Origin of the sequence: Frateuria aurantia DSM 6220, assembly GCF_000242255.2 — a bacterium.
GTDB lineage: Bacteria > Pseudomonadota > Gammaproteobacteria > Xanthomonadales > Rhodanobacteraceae > Frateuria > Frateuria aurantia.
This window is the reverse complement of sequence record NC_017033.1, coordinates 2,905,112-2,921,576: the sequence shown is the minus strand read 5'-3', so window position 1 is coordinate 2,921,576 and position 16,465 is coordinate 2,905,112. Positions and strand designations below refer to the sequence as shown.

At 64.9% G+C, this 16,465-nt stretch carries 15 protein-coding genes; 8 read left to right on the top strand and 7 right to left on the bottom strand.

Annotated elements, in window-relative coordinates:
* Positions 1 to 47 precede the first annotated feature (47 nt).
* Together FRAAU_RS13515 and rpsU are read right to left on the bottom strand one after the other, a co-directional pair.
* On the bottom strand, positions 48 to 491 hold the full coding sequence (locus FRAAU_RS13515; RefSeq protein WP_014404076.1) for a GatB/YqeY domain-containing protein: 444 nt from the start codon (positions 489 to 491) through the stop codon (positions 48 to 50).
* 143 nt (positions 492 to 634) lie between these two features.
* Positions 635 to 850 (bottom strand): 30S ribosomal protein S21, encoded by a 216-nt coding sequence (rpsU, locus tag FRAAU_RS13510; RefSeq protein WP_014404075.1) that lies wholly within the window; start codon positions 848 to 850, stop codon positions 635 to 637.
* Positions 851 to 941: 91 nt separating this feature from the next.
* Between rpsU and tsaD the strand changes: the two genes are divergently transcribed.
* The 6 genes from tsaD to FRAAU_RS13480 all read left to right on the top strand — a co-directional run bounded on the left by tsaD (position 942) and on the right by FRAAU_RS13480 (position 6,717).
* Entirely contained in the window at positions 942 to 1,994 is a 1,053-nt protein-coding gene (gene tsaD, locus FRAAU_RS13505; RefSeq protein ID WP_014404074.1) for a tRNA (adenosine(37)-N6)-threonylcarbamoyltransferase complex transferase subunit TsaD, read from the top strand.
* A gap of 102 nt (positions 1,995 to 2,096) precedes the next feature.
* Positions 2,097 to 2,456: a dihydroneopterin aldolase gene (folB, locus tag FRAAU_RS13500; protein WP_014404073.1), complete on the top strand. Its 360-nt coding sequence runs from the start codon at positions 2,097 to 2,099 to the stop codon at positions 2,454 to 2,456.
* A gap of 13 nt (positions 2,457 to 2,469) precedes the next feature.
* Positions 2,470 to 3,696, top strand: a complete 1,227-nt coding sequence (locus FRAAU_RS13495) for a mechanosensitive ion channel family protein (RefSeq protein WP_014404072.1) — start codon at positions 2,470 to 2,472, stop codon at positions 3,694 to 3,696.
* Positions 3,693 to 4,184, top strand: coding sequence for a 2-amino-4-hydroxy-6-hydroxymethyldihydropteridine diphosphokinase (gene folK / locus FRAAU_RS13490; protein ID WP_014404071.1), 492 nt, complete (start codon positions 3,693 to 3,695; stop codon positions 4,182 to 4,184). Before FRAAU_RS13495 ends, folK begins: the two co-directional genes overlap by 4 nt.
* Before the next feature lie 143 nt (positions 4,185 to 4,327).
* On the top strand, positions 4,328 to 5,773 hold the full coding sequence (locus FRAAU_RS13485) for a circularly permuted type 2 ATP-grasp protein (protein ID WP_014404070.1): 1,446 nt from the start codon (positions 4,328 to 4,330) through the stop codon (positions 5,771 to 5,773).
* Positions 5,773 to 6,717: an alpha-E domain-containing protein gene (locus FRAAU_RS13480; RefSeq protein WP_014404069.1), complete on the top strand. Its 945-nt coding sequence runs from the start codon at positions 5,773 to 5,775 to the stop codon at positions 6,715 to 6,717. Before FRAAU_RS13485 ends, FRAAU_RS13480 begins: the two co-directional genes overlap by 1 nt.
* A 7-nt stretch (positions 6,718 to 6,724) precedes the next feature.
* On the opposite strand, the gene FRAAU_RS13475 is transcribed toward FRAAU_RS13480, so the two are convergent.
* The 3 genes from FRAAU_RS13475 to FRAAU_RS13465 form a co-directional block, all read right to left on the bottom strand.
* Positions 6,725 to 7,504, bottom strand: coding sequence for a proteasome-type protease (locus FRAAU_RS13475; protein ID WP_014404068.1), 780 nt, complete (start codon positions 7,502 to 7,504; stop codon positions 6,725 to 6,727).
* Positions 7,505 to 7,590: 86 nt separating this feature from the next.
* Entirely contained in the window at positions 7,591 to 8,334 is a 744-nt protein-coding gene (locus FRAAU_RS13470; protein WP_014404067.1) for a pteridine reductase, read from the bottom strand.
* A 63-nt stretch (positions 8,335 to 8,397) separates the two neighbouring features.
* The gene (locus FRAAU_RS13465) at positions 8,398 to 9,033 is read right to left on the bottom strand and encodes a hypothetical protein (RefSeq protein ID WP_014404066.1); all 636 of its coding nucleotides are present in this window, start codon (positions 9,031 to 9,033) and stop codon (positions 8,398 to 8,400) included.
* A gap of 170 nt (positions 9,034 to 9,203) precedes the next feature.
* On the opposite strand from FRAAU_RS13465, the gene FRAAU_RS13460 reads away from it, so the two are divergent.
* The gene (locus FRAAU_RS13460; RefSeq protein ID WP_014404065.1) at positions 9,204 to 11,426 is read left to right on the top strand and encodes a TonB-dependent receptor; all 2,223 of its coding nucleotides are present in this window, start codon (positions 9,204 to 9,206) and stop codon (positions 11,424 to 11,426) included.
* Positions 11,427 to 11,536: 110 nt separating this feature from the next.
* Positions 11,537 to 12,733, top strand: coding sequence for a class I SAM-dependent methyltransferase (locus FRAAU_RS13455; RefSeq protein ID WP_014404064.1), 1,197 nt, complete (start codon positions 11,537 to 11,539; stop codon positions 12,731 to 12,733).
* A 37-nt stretch (positions 12,734 to 12,770) separates the two neighbouring features.
* Here FRAAU_RS13455 and FRAAU_RS13450 read toward each other — a convergent pair whose 3' ends face one another.
* Both FRAAU_RS13450 and FRAAU_RS13445 read right to left on the bottom strand, forming a co-directional pair.
* Positions 12,771 to 14,948, bottom strand: coding sequence for an LTA synthase family protein (locus tag FRAAU_RS13450; RefSeq protein ID WP_014404063.1), 2,178 nt, complete (start codon positions 14,946 to 14,948; stop codon positions 12,771 to 12,773).
* Between the two features lie 160 nt (positions 14,949 to 15,108).
* Positions 15,109 to 16,332 (bottom strand): multifunctional CCA addition/repair protein, encoded by a 1,224-nt coding sequence (locus FRAAU_RS13445; protein WP_041270597.1) that lies wholly within the window; start codon positions 16,330 to 16,332, stop codon positions 15,109 to 15,111.
* Positions 16,333 to 16,465 lie beyond the last annotated feature (133 nt).

Below are 16,465 nucleotides of genomic sequence, written 5' to 3'. Positions count from 1 at the left end.
ATATACGCAGATTTCATGACGGCATGCCAGCATGGATCGGCCGGTGGCTACTTCAGGCGCTGTTTTGCCAGGTTGGCGACCAAGGCCATATCGGCACGGCCGACAGCATGGGTCTTCACATGGGCGACGATCTTGCCCAGATCCTGCGGCCGGCTGGCACCGGTGGCAGCAACGGCCGCGTCGATCAGTTCGCCCAGCTCCGAGGCATCCAGGGCGCGTGGCAGATAGTCGGCAATGATGGCGATTTCGGCTTCTTCGACCGCGGCCAGATCGTCACGGCCGGCAGCCATGAATTGCTGCACGGAATCGCGGCGCTGCTTGAGCATTTTTTCCAGGGTCTGCAGCACCTCGGCTTCGCCGATCTCGCTGCGAGTGTCGACTTCGCGCTGCTTGACGGCGGCCAGAATCAGGCGGATCACGCCGAGTCTGGACTTGTCCGAGGCGCGCATCGCGCTCTTCATGTCTTCGGTCAGCTGTGCTTTCAGTGACATGGTCCTGTCCATTGATCAAACACGAAAAGCCAGCGCCACCCATCGGTGGGCGCTGGCATGATCTGGGGTTCTACGAGCCAGGGCAGGCTCTTTCGAACTGCCCAGATCCGCGGGCCATCCCTTGAGGGGACGGCACCCGAAACTCAGTACAGGCGCGTGCGACGCGAAGTGTCGCGCGACAGACGACGCAGGTGACGCTTCACTGCGGCGGCACGCTTGCGCTTGCGCTCCTGGGTGGGCTTTTCGTAGAACTCGCGCTTGCGGGTTTCGGCCAGAACGCCGGCTTTTTCGCAGGTGCGCTTGAAACGACGCAGGGCGAGTTCGAACGGCTCGTTCTCGCGAACTTTTACGCTGGGCATGAAGGCTCCGAATGCTAAACTGACCCGTACAAATCGGGCGAGCCGCGAAGTATAGCGTGGACGTCCGTCAAACTCAAAGGGTCTGATCATCTTGAATGCAACTGCCGCCGGCGCCGTGGTGCTGGGAATCGAAACCTCCTGTGATGAAACCGGCGTCGCCTTGCTGCGCTGGACGCCCAAGGCGCCTTCCGAAGGCTTGCTGGCACACCGGCTGTTCAGCCAGATCAGGCTCCATGCCGAATATGGCGGGGTGGTTCCGGAACTGGCCAGCCGAGACCATGTGCGCAAGCTGCTGCCGCTGATTCGCGGCTGTCTGGCTGAAGCCGGGCTGGGCGTGGCTGACGTCGGGGCGGTGGCCTATACCAGCGGTCCGGGTCTGGTCGGCGCCTTGCTGGTCGGTGCCGCCACCGGCCAGGCTCTGGCCTGGTCGCTGGGGGTGCCGGCTCTGGGCGTGCATCATATGGAAGGGCATCTGCTGGCTCCCTTGCTGGAGCCGCAGGCGCCCGAGCCGCCATTTCTGGCGCTGCTGGTCTCCGGCGGTCATTCCATGCTGGTCGATGTGGCGGCCGTGGGCAGCTACCGCGTGGTCGGCGATACCCTGGACGATGCCGCGGGCGAAGCGTTCGACAAGACCGCCAAGCTGATGGGCTTGCCCTATCCCGGGGGGCCGGCGCTGGCGGCCCTGGCGGAACACGGTCACGACGGGGTATTCCGCTTTTCGCGGCCGATGACTGATCGGCCGGGACTGGATTTCAGCTTCTCGGGCCTGAAAACCCAGGTGTTGCTTGCCTGGCAGCGTTCCGACCAGAGCGAGCAGACCCGTGCCGATATCGCCCTGGCCTTCGAGCAGGCGATGGTCGATACCTTGCTGATCAAATGCCGGCGGGCGCTGGAACAGACCGGTCGGCGTCAGCTGGTGATCGCCGGAGGGGTCGGCGCCAACCAGCGGCTGCGGTCCGCCTTGCTGGAGGCCGGCCGGGTCGATGGCTTCGAGGTCCGCTATCCGCGGCTGGAGTTTTGTACCGACAATGGCGCGATGATTGCCTTGGCCGGTGCGATCCGGCTGGCATCGGGGCAGGTGGCCAGCACGGCGGCAACAGTCGTGCCGCGCTGGGATCTGGAGAGTCTGGAGGCTGTCGGCTGAAGCTGCCCGGGCCGTCGTCCGGCGCCGGTGGCGAGCTTGCCGTCCGGCGCTGCGGCCACGTCCCTCTTGCATGGGAAGGCGCTTTGCCAAATCCTATCCGGCATGGATATCGTTTTTATTGAAGATCTGCGGATCGATGCCGTGATCGGCATTTATGACTGGGAGCGGCGGGTTCGTCAGACGCTGGCCCTGGATATCGAGATGGCGTTCGACAATCGCCCGCCGGCCGCCACCGACGACATCAACCTGACCTTGAATTACAAGGATGTCTCCAAGCGGCTGATCAGCTATGTCGGCGAGTCGCAGTTCGGGCTGGTCGAGACGCTGGCCGAGCGCTGCGCCGCGATCATTCGCGAAGAGTTCGGCGTGGTCTGGGTTCGCTTGAAGCTGTCCAAGCCGGGGGCGGTGCGCGGAGCGCGTGCAGTGGGTGTGCGGATCGAACGCGGACAACGGCCGGACTGAACTCGGAATGTGGATGAATCTGGAACATTATCTGCCGGTCAACGGCGGACTGCGGGCGTCCATCCTGGTGGCCGGGCTGTTTCTGGGGGCCTGGCTGATCGGCCTGCTGGTGCAATGGATCGTGCAGCGCGTGCTGCACACGCTGGCATTGCGGACCCGCTGGGTCTGGGATGACGTGCTGCTGGACCATGGCGTGGCCCGCTGGCTGGCGCGTGCCGTGCCGCCGATGATCATCCAGTACGGCATCGTGCTGATTCCTGGCGTGCCTGACCGTTATGACGAAGGTATTGCCCGGCTGGCTGAAGCCTGGCTGGTGTTCTGCATGGGCATGGCCGTCAGTTCCCTGCTGTCGGGGCTGGATCAGCTGTACCGCCAGGGTGGCCCGGTTCAGCGCCAGTCGTTGAAGGGTCTGGTGCAGCTGGCCCGGCTGGTGGTGATGATCTTCACCGGCCTGGTCATCGTCGGCGTCGTCACCGGCCGCCAGATCGGTCTGCTGCTGTCCGGACTGGGAGCGATGTCGGCGGTCTTGCTGCTGGTGTTCAAGGACACCATCCTGGGCTTTGTGGCCGGCGTCCAGCTGTCGACCAATGACATGCTGCGGGTCGGTGACTGGATCACCCTGCCGGCGGCGGGCGCGGATGGCCATGTGCTGGATATCGGTCTGCATGCAGTCAAGGTGCGCAATTTCGACCAGACCATCGTCACCATTCCGACCTGGAAGCTGATGAGCGAGAGCTACCAGAACTGGCGCGGCATGGTCGAGGCCGGTGGCCGCCGTATCAAACGTGCCCTGCTGCTGGATGCATCCAGCGTGACCGAACTGACCCCGGAAGCGGCCGCCGGCATCTGGCCGGGCGAGGCCGCGACCGCCTATCTGCAAGGGCAGTTGCCGGGCCTGCCGGACGGCCGTTCCGGTGCTGGCTGGCAGGCGACCAATCTTGGCCTGTTCCGTACCTATGCCAGAGATTATCTGGAACGGCATCCACGCATTCGTCAGGATCTGGCGGTGGTGGTGCGCCAATTGCCGATCAGCGGCGAAGGGCTGCCTCTGGAGCTGTGGTGCTTTACCCAGGAAACCGCGCTGGCCGGCTACGAGGCCGTGCAGAGCGATATTTTCGAGCATCTTCTGATCCAGCTGCCACGCTTTGGTCTGCGCCTGTATCAGCAGCCGGCAGGGACGGATCTGCGGGCGATCGGTGCCGGCATGCGGGAGGCGGCGACGACCGTGCCGGGCGCATGAGCCGGGTCTACCTGAGCCTGGGCTCGAATCAGTCACCGGGGCGACATCTGCGGGCGGCGGTGGCCGCCCTGCGGGAGCGTTTCAGGCGAGTCGAAGTCTCGCCGGCCTATCGCAGTGCCTCGGTAGGTTTTGACGGTCATCCGTTCATCAACCTGGCCGTGAGCCTGGATACCGACATGGAGCCGCTGGATCTCAAGGGCTGGCTGCATGCACTGGAGGACAGGGAAGGCCGGCGTCGTGATCAGCCGCGTTTTTCCAACCGTACCCTGGACATCGATATCGTGTTTGTCGATCAGCGGATCATTGATGCCGACGGTCTGCGGATTCCCCGTCAGGAATGGTGCCAGCCCTTCGTTTTGAAGCCGATGCTGGATCTGGAGCCGGAATTCCGCGAGCCGCTGAGCGGCGAAACCCTGGCCCGGCTCTGGCCTGTGCATCAGCCGCCGGCAGGTACCCTGCAGCTGGTGGATTTGTCGCAACTGGACTGAACCGGTCCAAGGGAGCGACGCATGGCGACCTGTGTTGCCATTGCCGCCTTGACGACGCCCATGCTTGGGTGCATGTTGGAACCAAGGGGAGGGCTGATCGATGGACGTGGTACGTCGGCCCGTGGTGACAACACGGAGAAGGCATGGACTGGACACGGTATCGATCCCCCAGCTGGGATGAGCTTATGGACCGCAGCGGGCAGCCTCACCCGGCCGCCCGGCCCCTGATCGACTACCTGACCCATCTCAGTCGCAAGGAACTCTCCGAACGGCAGGCTACGGCCAACCTGACGGCCAAGGCGATGGGCATCACCTTCACGGTCTACAGCGAGGGACGCAATGTCGATCGCACTCTGCCGTTCGACCTGATTCCACGGGTGATTCCCAGACGCGAATGGGACCTCACGGCCGCCGGTCTGCGCCAGCGGATGCGGGCGCTGAATCTGTTTATCGGCGATATCTACGGGCCGCAGAAAATCATCAAGGCCGGGGTATTCCCACGCGAGCTGCTGCAGGATTCGGTGAATTTCCGGCCGCAGTGCGTCGGCATCCGGCCACCGCTGGGGGTGTGGGCGCATATCTGCGGTTCGGACCTGGTTCGCGATGGCGATGGACGTCTGTACGCACTGGAAGACAATCTGCGGATTCCCAGCGGGGTCTCCTACATGGTTGAAAACCGGATGCTGGCCAAGCGGGTATTCCCCGAGCTGTTCGAGACCAGCGCCATCTTGCCGGTCGATGATTACGCGGCCCAGCTGTATGACACGCTGGCCGCGCTTTCGCCCCGCCCCGGCGAGGTTCCGGTGATCGCGCTGCTGACGCCCGGCATCTACAACAGCGCCTATTTCGAGCACTGTTTCCTGGCCCAGAGCATGGGCGTGGAGCTGGTCGAGGGCAGTGACCTTTTCGTCGGCGATGACGATATCTGCTACATGCGCACCGTGCATGGTCCGCACCGTGTCGATGTGATCTACCGACGGGTCGATGACGCCTTTCTGGACCCCGAGGTGTTCCGGCCCGATTCGGTGCTGGGCGTGGCCGGCCTGATCCGCAGCTGGCGGGCCGGCAAGGTGGCGCTGGCCAATGCCCCGGGAGCGGGGGTGGCCGATGACAAGGTGGTGTTCACCTATGTGCCGCAGATGATCAGATATTATTTGGGCGAAGAACCGATCCTGCCGAATGTACCCAGTTATCTCTGTCATGATCCCGTCCAGCGGGCCTGGGTGCTGGACCATCTGGACGAGCTGGTGGTCAAGCCGGCCAACGAATCCGGTGGCTACGGCATGTTGATCGGGCCGCGTTCCAGCAAGCGCCAGCGGGAACAGTTCAAGCAGCTGATTACGGCGCATCCGCGCAACTACATGGCCCAGCCGACGCTGTCGTTGTCGACGGCGCCGATTCTGGGCCCGCAGGGGCCCGAGCCCAGGCATCTTGACCTGCGTCCCTTCATCCTGTCGCGCGAAGACATCCATGTCACCACGGGCGGGCTGACCCGGGTGGCGATGAAGAAGCATTCGCTGGTCGTCAATTCCTCGCAGGGCGGCGGGGCCAAGGATACCTGGGTGGTGGATACGGACGAGGTGGCCTGATGCTGGCGCGCGTGGCGGACAATCTGTACTGGTTCAGCCGCTATCTGCGGCGAGCCGAAAACATGGCGCGGCTGGTGAATGTCTGCAGCCAGCTGCAGCTGGATCTGCCGCGGGCAGGGCGGATCCAGTGGCGACCCCTGGTCGATGCCATGGGCGCGGCAGCCGTGTTCGATGCCCTGCATGCGGGTCCGGAGGCGGAGGCCGGCGAGGCCGGGATCGTCCGTTTTCTGCTGGTGGCGGCGGACAACCCCTTTTCGCTGCAGGCGGCGGTGCATCAGGCCAGGGAGATCCTGCGGACCATTCGCGAGACGCTGCCGCAGGATTGCTGGCTGGCCATCAATGATCTGTATCTGTACATGCAGGCCAATGCGGAACGGGTGACGATACGGCGCTACCGTCAGGATGTGCTGGACCGGGTGGTGGACAGCTGCCTGCGGGTATCGGCTCTGCTGGGTGCCAACGCCAGTCGCGACATCGGCTATCAGTTCCTGCGACTGGGCACGGCCATCGAGCAGGCCGACATGACGACCCGCTGCATCGATGCGGCGGCCTCCGGCCTGATCCAGTTCCGCAGCCCTGACGAGGGCGAGGCGTTGCAGGTGCTGCCATGGATGAGTGTGCTGCAGTCGCTGGCCGGCTACCAGATGTATCGCCGGCACATGCGCCAGCGGGTCACCGTGGAGGCCGTGCTGCGCTTTCTGCTGCAGAACGGCGAGTTTCCCCGCAGCGTGCTGTTCTGTCTGCGGCGGGTCGAGTCGGTGCTGCCGGCGATGCCGCCGCGTGTCGCCGTGGGTCAGGCCTTGCAGCTGGTGCTGGAGACCTTGACGGGTGCCGATACGCCGGCTCTGGCTGAAGCGACGCCTTGTGCCTTTCTGGACGAGCTTCAGATCGGGCTGGCAGGCCTGCATGACAGCATCCAGGAGTCCTATCTGCGGCCTGGCTGACGGACGGCTATTGCTGCTGCTGGGCCGCCTGCCGGCGGCGGATCGGGTCTGCCGAGGGCGGCTCCCAGGGCCAGCGCGGCAGCCGCCCCATCGCGGTGTTCAGCTGTTCGGCCCAGCTGTCGCGGATGGCCTGGTAGAGCGGAGAGTGTTCCTCCAGGCGGCAGCTCTCGGCCAGTTCCAGTGCATCGCGGCGGATCAGGGTCAGGTCGATCGGAAGGCCCACCGACACATTCGAGCGAATGGTCGAGTCCAGTGATACCAGTGCGCAACGGGCGGCATCATCCAGCGAGGTCGATGAACGGATGATGCGATCCAGGATCGGCTTGCCGTATTTGGATTCACCGATCTGCAGATACGGCGTTTCCGGCGATGCGGCGATCACATTGCCCAGTGGGTAGATCAGCAGCAGACCGGGCGGCTCGCCGGCGATCTGGCCGGCCATGATCATGGTCGCTTCCACATTGACGGCGGGCAGCCGGCCGCCGCGATTGACTTGGGCCTGGGCTGCCACCAGCAGGCCGCCGATATATTCGGCGATTTCAAACAGCCGTCCCGGACGACGCAGGTTGATGGCAGCCCCCTCATCCAGATCCCGCTGCAGGCGTGACAGCACGGCCTGGGTGGTGCCCAGATTGCCAGCCGACATCAAGACCAGGCAGCGTTCGCCCGGAAATACGAAACGATGGGTCTTGGCATAGGTCCGGACATCGTCGAAGGAGGCACTGGTACGGGTATCCGAAGCCAGCACCAGGCCTTCGTCCACCTGGATTCCAACACAATAGGTCATGAGCGCGACTCCGCGGATGGCTGGCGAAGTGTAGATCCGGTGGCCGCCGGCAGCCAGCGGCGGGCCTCTCCGGCGGGCGGGAAGAATCAGATATTCACGCTGCGGCCGCCATCGATGGCCAGTACCTGGCCGCTGACATAGGGGGCGCCTGCGGCCAGCCACAGCACGGCCGAGGCGATATCCGCCGGCTCGCCGGTACGGCCCAGCGGGGTTCTGGCCATGATCGCCTGCTGCTGCTCGCCGGGATCCTGTTGCGGCCACAGGATCGCTCCCGGCGCGACTGCATTGACCCGCACTTCCGGAGCGAGGTCGATGGCCAGAGTCCGGGTCATCGCGACCAGCGCCGCCTTGGCCATCACGTAGACAGGGTGATCGGCCAGACCGCGCTCGGCATAGATATCGGTCAGGTTGACGATGCTGCCACGACTGGCCTTGAGCCAGGGCGCGGCCGCCTGGGCCAGAAACAGCGGTGCCTTGGCATTGGCGGCGAACACGTCGTCCCAGGCGGTTTCGCTGATCTGGCCCAGGGGCGTGGGATAGAAGGCCGAAGCATTGTTGACCAGCAGATCCAGTCGGCCGAAGCCATCGATCACGGCCTTGACCCGTGCCGGCAAGGCTCCGATATCGGCCAGATCAGCCTGCAGCAGCAGGCTGCTGGCGGGGCGAGCGGCTTCGAGTTCGGCGGCCAGCTGGCGGGCCGATGCGGCCGAGCGACGGTAATGCACGGCGATACGGTAGCCGGCCTGGTGCAAGTGGCGTGCGATGGCGGTGCCGATGCGTTGACCGGCGCCGGTCACCAGGGCCACCGGCGCTTCGGTGGTTGCAGACATGACAAGGGCTTCCTGGGGAGTGGCCTGCATCGTCGGTGATCAGGGGACGGCCGGCAAGGGGACTCAGTGACCCGCCTTGGCGGCGGGGGGGGCGGGCTCGCTCTCCAGCTGACCCAACGGATGGCTGAACAGTTCGATGGCATTGTCGGCGACCTTGCGGGTATCACGCATCGCGAAGCCGGCGACGCCGGCCGCACCCAGCAGGGGCAGCCAGCGGGCCAGACCGCGGCCGATGCTGCGCTGGGTCAGACGCAGGCCGATCTTGCGGATCAGCTGTCGCAGGGCGCCATGGGTGAGACTGCGGAACAGCAGCCGGTTGCCGGAGTGCACCACGATGCCGCGGAAAGCCTGGGCGGCACTGTGCCGGAACAGGCACCACAGCATCTGTTCGCGGCCCAGCACGGCATGCCGGCCATAGGTGGCCGCGATGTCGCTGACCATCTGGGCCTGGATCTTCCAGATGGCGACCAGTTCAGGCAGTACCGTCAGCCAGCCCATGGGGCCGGGCGGCAAGGCCAGTGAACCGGCAGTCATCGCGGCCTTGCGGGCGGCATTGACGCCGATACGGCGGGCACTGGCTTCCGGGCTGGCCTGGTGCGGCAGATCGCTGGCCGGGATCTGGCCGAGAAAATCGGTCAGCGCCTTGGCCAGCCCTGCGCCGGCGCCATCGTCTGCAGGGATGTCGGGCAGCTTGTTCATCGCATCTGGCTTCCATCTGGCATGGGGCCAGTGTATCGCAGCGACCTGAAGCCTCCAGCAACACCATCGCGGCGCGACCCATGACTTATGGGATAGGGTAGTTGCAGGGACTTGTAATATTATAACGTTACATTACAGTTAATGCCGAATGTTCTTCAGGGGTATCCACCATGTTTCGAAAGCCGCTCTTCCTGAGCTTGATGATGGCGCTGGGCGCGATGACGCAGGTTGCCGCCGCCTCGTCCGTGGACGACAGCAGCCGCGAGGCGGCGACAGCCGACTCGAGTCCGTCGCACAACCGGGCGGTGCGGCCGGTGGCACGCAATCGCCAGACGCTGCCCGCCGCCGAGCATGCCTCGACGCTGGGCGCGGTTTCGGTGGAAGCCGATCTGGATGCGGCCCGCAATGCCTTGTCGCCGGATATCGGCAGCAGTCAGTATGTCATCACCGCCAAGGATATCGAACAGTTGCCGCTGGGCGCATCGACGCCCTTGAACCAGGTCCTGCTGCAAGCGCCGGGCGTGGTCCAGGACTCGTATGGCGGCATCCACGTCCGTGGTGATCATGCCAATCTGCAGTATCGCATCAACGGCGTGATTCTGCCGGAATCGATCTCGGGCTTCGGCCAGACCATTGATCCGCGTCTGATTTCCAATGTGAAACTGCTGGATGGCGCGCTGCCGGCCCAGTTCGGCGAGCGCACCGCGGCCGTGGTCGACATCACCACCAAGAGCGGTTCGCAGCTGGGCAATGGCGGCAGCGTGGGGGCGATGATCGGCGCCAACAACACCTTGAACCCCAATCTGTCCCTGTATGGCAACAAGGGGCGCTGGAGCTGGTTTCTGACGGCCAATTATCTGGGCGACAGTCTGGGCATGGAGAATCCCCAGAAGGGCATCAAGGCCGTCCATGACCAGACCCATCAGGGCAAGGCTTTCGGCGACCTGACCTATCTGATCAATGACGATACCCGCATCAGCCTGATGGCCGGCTATGCCAACAACCGTTTCCAGATTCCGAATATCAGCGGCCAGACGCCCGGTTTCGGTTACGAGGATCGCACCAGCTTCGACTCATCCTTGCTGAACGAGAACCAGAGCGAGAACACCCGCTTCGTGAATCTGATCCTGCAGGGCAAGATCGCCGGCAGCACCGACTATCAGGTCTCTATCGGCCAGCGCTACAGCAGTGTCGACTACAGCCCGGACATCATAGGCGACCTGATGTTCAATGGCGTCGCCTCGCAGATCGGCCGCAGCAACCGTGCCGATACCCTGCAGGCGGATTTCTCGACTCCGCTGGGTGATTCCCATACCCTGCGCTACGGCTTGTACGGCGACTTCGAACAAGCCGTGGACGGCAGCCAGAACTGGACCTTCCCGGCGGATGCCGACGGCAACCAGGCCAGCACCACTCCGTTGCAGATCAACCAGAACCAGCGCTTCAATGCCAGGACCTGGGCCGCCTATGTCCAGGACGAGTGGAATATCGGCGAGGACTGGACCATCAATTACGGCTTCCGGGCCGACCGTTACAGCGCCTTCCGGGTGGAGAGCCAGATCAGCCCGCGCTTCGGCGTCATCTGGCAGGCCACGGACAGCACCACCATCCATGCCGCCTATTCGCGCTACTTCACGCCGCCCGCGACCGAGCTGATTTCGGGAGCCGATATCTCCCGGTTTGCCGGCACCACCAATGCGGTGCAGAACTACGGCAACAACACGCCGCTGGCCGAACGTTCGAACTATTACGATTTCGGCATTTCGCAGAACATCGGTTCGCACTGGACCCTGGGGCTGGATGGCTATTACCGTGACGTGAAGCGGATCCAGGACGAGGGTCAGTTCGGCGCCGCCTACATTTATTCGACCTTCAATTACGGTCTGGGCCGGGTACGCGGTGCCGAGTTCACCGCCAACTACCAGAACGGACCGTTCAGCGCCTATTTCAACGTGGCCTACAGCAAGGCCCAGGGCAAGCACGTCATCACCAGCCAGTACAATTTCGGCAACGACGAGCTGGCTTATATCGCCGCCAATTACATTTTTCTGGATCACGACCAGCGCTACACTTCGTCCGGTGGCGTGAACTGGACTTTGCCCGACGGCAAGACCAAGTTCGGGATGAACTATCTGCTCGGCAGCGGCCTGCGTACCGATACGGACGAAGTGCCCAACGGCGCGCGCCTGCCGTATTACTTCCAGATGAATCTGAGCGTATCCCACGATTTCAGCTTGTCGGGCACCGGCCCGCTGCATACCCAGCTGGCCTTCGTCAATGCGCTGGATCGCACTTACGAGCTGCGTGACGGCGAGGGCGTGGGCGTGGGTGCTCCGCAGTTCGGACCGCGGCGAGCGATCATGTTCAGTTTCCAGAAGGACTTCAGCTTCTGATCCGCCTCCGGGGCCGGCCATGCCGGCCCCTTCGCGTTGCACAACGGCGGGCTGTACGGTGCCGGCCGCTGGAGTATCCTGTCGGCCTCTCCGGTTTCGATCCAGGCTCCATGCAGATCCGCCTTCCCGCTCCTGGCCCTGATGAACAGGCTCATTCCCTGCAATTGCGCCGGCAGATTGCCGACCTGATCCGGGCGCGGGGGCCGATCCCGTTTTCAAGCTATATGGAAGCCTGCCTGTACAGCCCGGGCCTGGGCTATTACAGTGCCGGCGCCACCAAGTTCGGGGCGGCCGGTGATTTCGTCACCGCGCCTGAACTGGGCTGTCTGTTTGCCGGTTGCCTCGCCGACGCCATCGCGCCCTGCCTGAGGGCCCTGGCCGAGGACTCGGCGGACATTCTGGAACTGGGCGGCGGCAGCGGTGCACTGGCCGCTGATCTTCTGCTGGCGCTGGCCGCGAACGGCGTGGTGCCGGCCCGTTACCGGATCCTGGAGCCCAGTGCCGACCTGCGCGAGCGCCAGCACCGGCATCTGCAAGCCTGCCTGCCCGAGGATCTGCTGCGCCGCGTGGAATGGCTGGACAGCCCGCCGACGGTCGCCTGGCGAGGGGTGTTGCTGGCCAACGAGGTGATTGATGCCTTGCCGGCGACACGGTTCGCGATCCATGCCGGCGAGGTTTTCGAGGAACATGTCGATCTGGGCTCGCAAGGCGGGTTCCAGACTCTGGATCTGCCGGCCGATGGCGAACTGGTCGCGGCGGTCCGTGCTTTGGAATCGACGCTGGGGCGGCCTTTCGCGGATGGCTACCGTTCCGAATTGCGGCCGCAGCTGGATGCCTGGCTGGATGCCGTGGGCGGCTCGCTTCGCTCAGGACTGGCCGTCTGGGTGGATTACGGCTATCCGGCCGCCGAGTATTATCTGCCGGAGCGGGATGACGGCACCTTGATGGCCTATTTCAGGCATCGGGCGCATGCCGATGCGTTTCATCTGCCGGGCCTGGATGATCTCACGGCCTCGGTGGACTTCAGCGCGCTGGCCCGAGCCGCTTTTGCTGCCGGATTCAGCGTGGAGCTGCTTGCCAGTCAGGCGGGCTGGCTGTTGGCCAGCGGTCTGCAGACGCGCTTCGAATCCCTGTATCAGGCCAGCGATGATCCGCGGCGGCAGATGGCCCTGGCCGGCCAGGTCCGGCAACTGACCATGCCCGAACATATGGGCGAGCGTTTCCAGGTGATGCTGCTGGGCCGGGGCGATACTTCGGCCTTCGGTCTGCAGCGTTGGGCTTCGGTGGATCAACGCCACCGTCTGTGACTGCCGGGACGGCGGCGCACCTGCGCCGCCGCAGGCTTCAGGGCCGCGCCGTGCTGGCGGCGACGGCCGGTGTCGATGCGCTGCCGCCCGCCCTCGGGGGAACGGGCAAGTCATCGGCCGGAATATGGCGCATGCCGCCCTGCTTGAACATCTCGCTGGCGACCTGGTAGTAGGCCATGGTGGTGCGGGCCAGTTCCTGATCCTGTGGATGCAAGGACAGGGCCTCCCCATGCTCGAAGTCGGCTCTGAACTGCTCGATGCGCCGGCCGGGCTCGGTGATGCTCAGGACCTGGCCACGGGAATAGCCCAGTTTTTCATAGGTTCCCGGAAAGATCTGCTCGCGTCCGGCCGGGGTCTGGAACAGGTCACGGCCGAAAAAGCGGCTGCGGTAGCTGAAATGCAGCAGGCCGAGCAACGTCGGCGGGATGTCGATCTGGCTCATCAGACGATCGATCCGGGCCGGCCGGATGTATTTCGGTGCATAGATCCACAAGGGAATGTGATAACGGTTCAGCGGGATGCTGGCCCGGCCGGCACTGGAGGCATCGTGGTCGGCGGTAATCACGAAGACGGTGTCATCGAACCAGGGTCTGCGGCGGGCACGCCGCAGAAAATCATCGATCGACCAGTCGGTATAGGCGATGGTGCCTTCGCGGGTACCGTTGCGCTGGGCCACCCGGCCGGCCGGGAAGGTGAAGGGCCGATGGTTGGTGGTGGTCATGATATGCAGAAAAAACGGCTGGCCCCGGGCATGAATGCCATCCATCTGCCGCAGGGCCAGGCTGTACAGGTCCTCGTCGGCCACGCCCCAGACATTCTCGCCATGGATCGTCATCGAGGCAGGGATGGCGGTGCGGTCCACGGCGGCATAGCCGTTGTGGCTGAAGAAATCATTCATGTTGTCGAAGTAACCGTAGCCGCCATAGACGAACTCGGAACGATAGCCCCGGTGGTTGAAGATCCCGGCCAGGCTGAAGAGGTTCTCGTTGTGGGCTTCCTTGATGATGGAATCCCCCGGCGTCGGCGGCACCGACAGCGACAAGGCCTCCAGTCCGCGCACGGTACGGGTGCCGTTGGCATAGACCCGGGTGAAGAACAGACTCTGTCCGGCCAGTGCATCCAGGTGCGGGGTCAGCGCTCCGTGCGAGGCGCCGAAGGCACCCAGATAGTCCGCGGAGAGGCTTTCCACGCTGATCAGCACCACGTTGAGATGGCGCTCGGGAGCCGGGTTGCGGATCAGCCGGGTCAGATCATGAGGGTCGGTGCCGAGATACTCGGCATCCGGCGTCTGCAGGCCCTGGCGGACCCGCTGCCAGGCCTCCTGTCCGGGCAGGGTCGCATAGAAGCGGTCGTAGTCCAGGTGGCTGCTGCGGAAGGCCGCGAAGAACTGGTAGATGCCGTTGCCCGCCAGCGCATCGACGTAGGCATTGCCGCTGTGGTCCTTGTTTCCGGCGTTGATCGTGGCCAGTGACAGGCCGGTGAGCACGGCCCAGATCGCTACCAGCGCCATCCGCCAGCGCCACGGCGTGGCATCGCCCGCCGTGCTCAAGGCCTTGCGGCTGAGCCACAGCAGCCACAGCGTGGCCGCGACCATGCACAGCAGCCAGCGTCCCAGCGGGTAGGACTCGCGGATATTGCCGATCACCTCGGTGGTATAGACCAGATAATCCACCGCGATGAAGTTGAAGCGAGTGCTGAATTCCCCCCAGAACACGAACTCGGAGATCGCCACGAACAGAATGGTCGCCAGCAGCAGTCCGCTCAGCAGGTGGATGGCGATCTGTCCGCTGCGCCGCCGGTAGGCCAGGGCCGGGATCGGCAGCACGAACAGCAAGGGGGCCAGCAAGGGCAAGGCATCATGGGCCGAAGCATGCAGGCCGAGCCGAGCCAGGCCGATGATCAGCAGCGCCGCCAACGCCAGGCTGGCCAGCCACAGCAGCCATTGCCGAAGCGTGGCAACCCGCGGCTGCCCGGTCGGCATCAGCCACAGATACAGCAGCAGCGGCCAGGCCAGGTACAGCGAGGTGATCAGGTCGTAGCCCAGACCGATGCCATAGATCCTGGCCAGCAGTTCCGGGTGGTGCGGCACGCCGGGGCCGGCCATGGCCAGCAGCACGCTGCGGCTCAACAGGCCGATGACGAGATAGATGCCGATCAGCCACAGCAGGGGCTGGATACGCCGGCGGACCGACGTATCGCCGGACACGATACCCATGAGTTCACTCCTTGAATGGCTTGCAGATACCGTGACCCTTCGCCAGCGAGCCGACGGGCTGGCAGGCGAAGGCGGCAGCGACCGGAGGAATCCCTCCGAGGCGACGCCGTTGACGGCAATGATCAGGCCTGGACTATAGTGGCGGCGGCTTTCGCCAGGATTAATCCATGGCCAGGGCGGCGATCGCCTGTTGGCGGGCCTCAGCCAGCGCGGTGCCGATCGCGGTGCCGCTGAGCCCGTCCAGGATCAGATCGCGAGCGGAGATGGCGGCCGCGGCACGGCAGGCCTGTCGCAGCCAGCCGGCTTGTGGATAGGCGCGATCCTGCCAGCCCTGGCGGCCGCGGAAATCGGCTTCGCAGGCGGCCAGGAAACTTTCCAGACGCTCGGGGCGCTTGAGCGCATCCAGACGGGTCAGCAGTTGCAGCACGGTCGAGGCGGGCAGTTGCGGTGCCTGATGGGCCAGCAAATGGTCGCGACAGACGATGGCCGCAAGGCTGGCATGCGCCTGCGGCACCCGCAGGCGCTTCGACATGGCCTGTACCGCCGCCACGCCTTGTTCGCCATGGCCGGGATGGCGGGGCCACAGTCCGGGGGGCGTCAGCGCCTTGCCCAGATCGTGGCCCAGTACCGCATAGCCGACCAGATCGTCACCCGGGCGCAAGCGTGCGGCCATGTCCAGCGCCAGTTCCAGATGCCGGCCGGCATCGATCTCGGGATGTGACTCGGCGCGTTGCGGCACGCCATACAAGGCGTCCACTTCGGGAAACAGCACGGCCAGCGCCCCGGCTTCGCGCAGCACTTGCAGGAACACCGACGGGGCCGGTTCGGCCAGGGCCTTGCGGGTCTCGGTCCAGACCCGCTCGGGAACCAGATGGTCGATCTCGCCGGCCCGGACCATGTCCTGCAGCAAGGCCATGGTTTCGGGGGCGATGCTGAAACCATAGGACGCGAAGCGGGCGGCGAAGCGGGCCAGTCGCAGCAGGCGTACCGGGTCCTCGACAAAGGCGGCGGAAACATGTCGAAGCACGCGGTTTTCCAGGTCCGCCAGTCCGCCATAGGGATCGATCAGACGGCCATCCGCCGCTTCGGCGATGGCATTGATGGTCAGGTCGCGGCGGCCCAGGTCCTGCTCCAGACTCACGTCCGGCGCGGCATGGACGACAAAGCCGCGATAGCCATGGCCGGCCTTGCGCTCGGTACGGGCCAGGGCGTATTCCTCGTGGGTCTCGGGATGCAGAAACACCGGGAAGTCCTTGCCCACGGGCCGATAGCCCAGCCGCTGCATCTCCTCGGGCGTCGCGCCGACCACCACATGGTCGCGATCACCGCCCGTGCGTCCCAGCCTCTTGTCGCGGACGGCGCCGCCTACCAGATACATGTCCATGCCGTGGATTCTGCCATGACCGGGCCGCTCACGGGACGAGTCATGGCCGCGCGGGGCGTGGACCGCGGCTGATCGTCGAACCGGGCCATAGGCTGCGGACCCGGTCGCGGGATCGCCGCGAGCCATGAGTCGG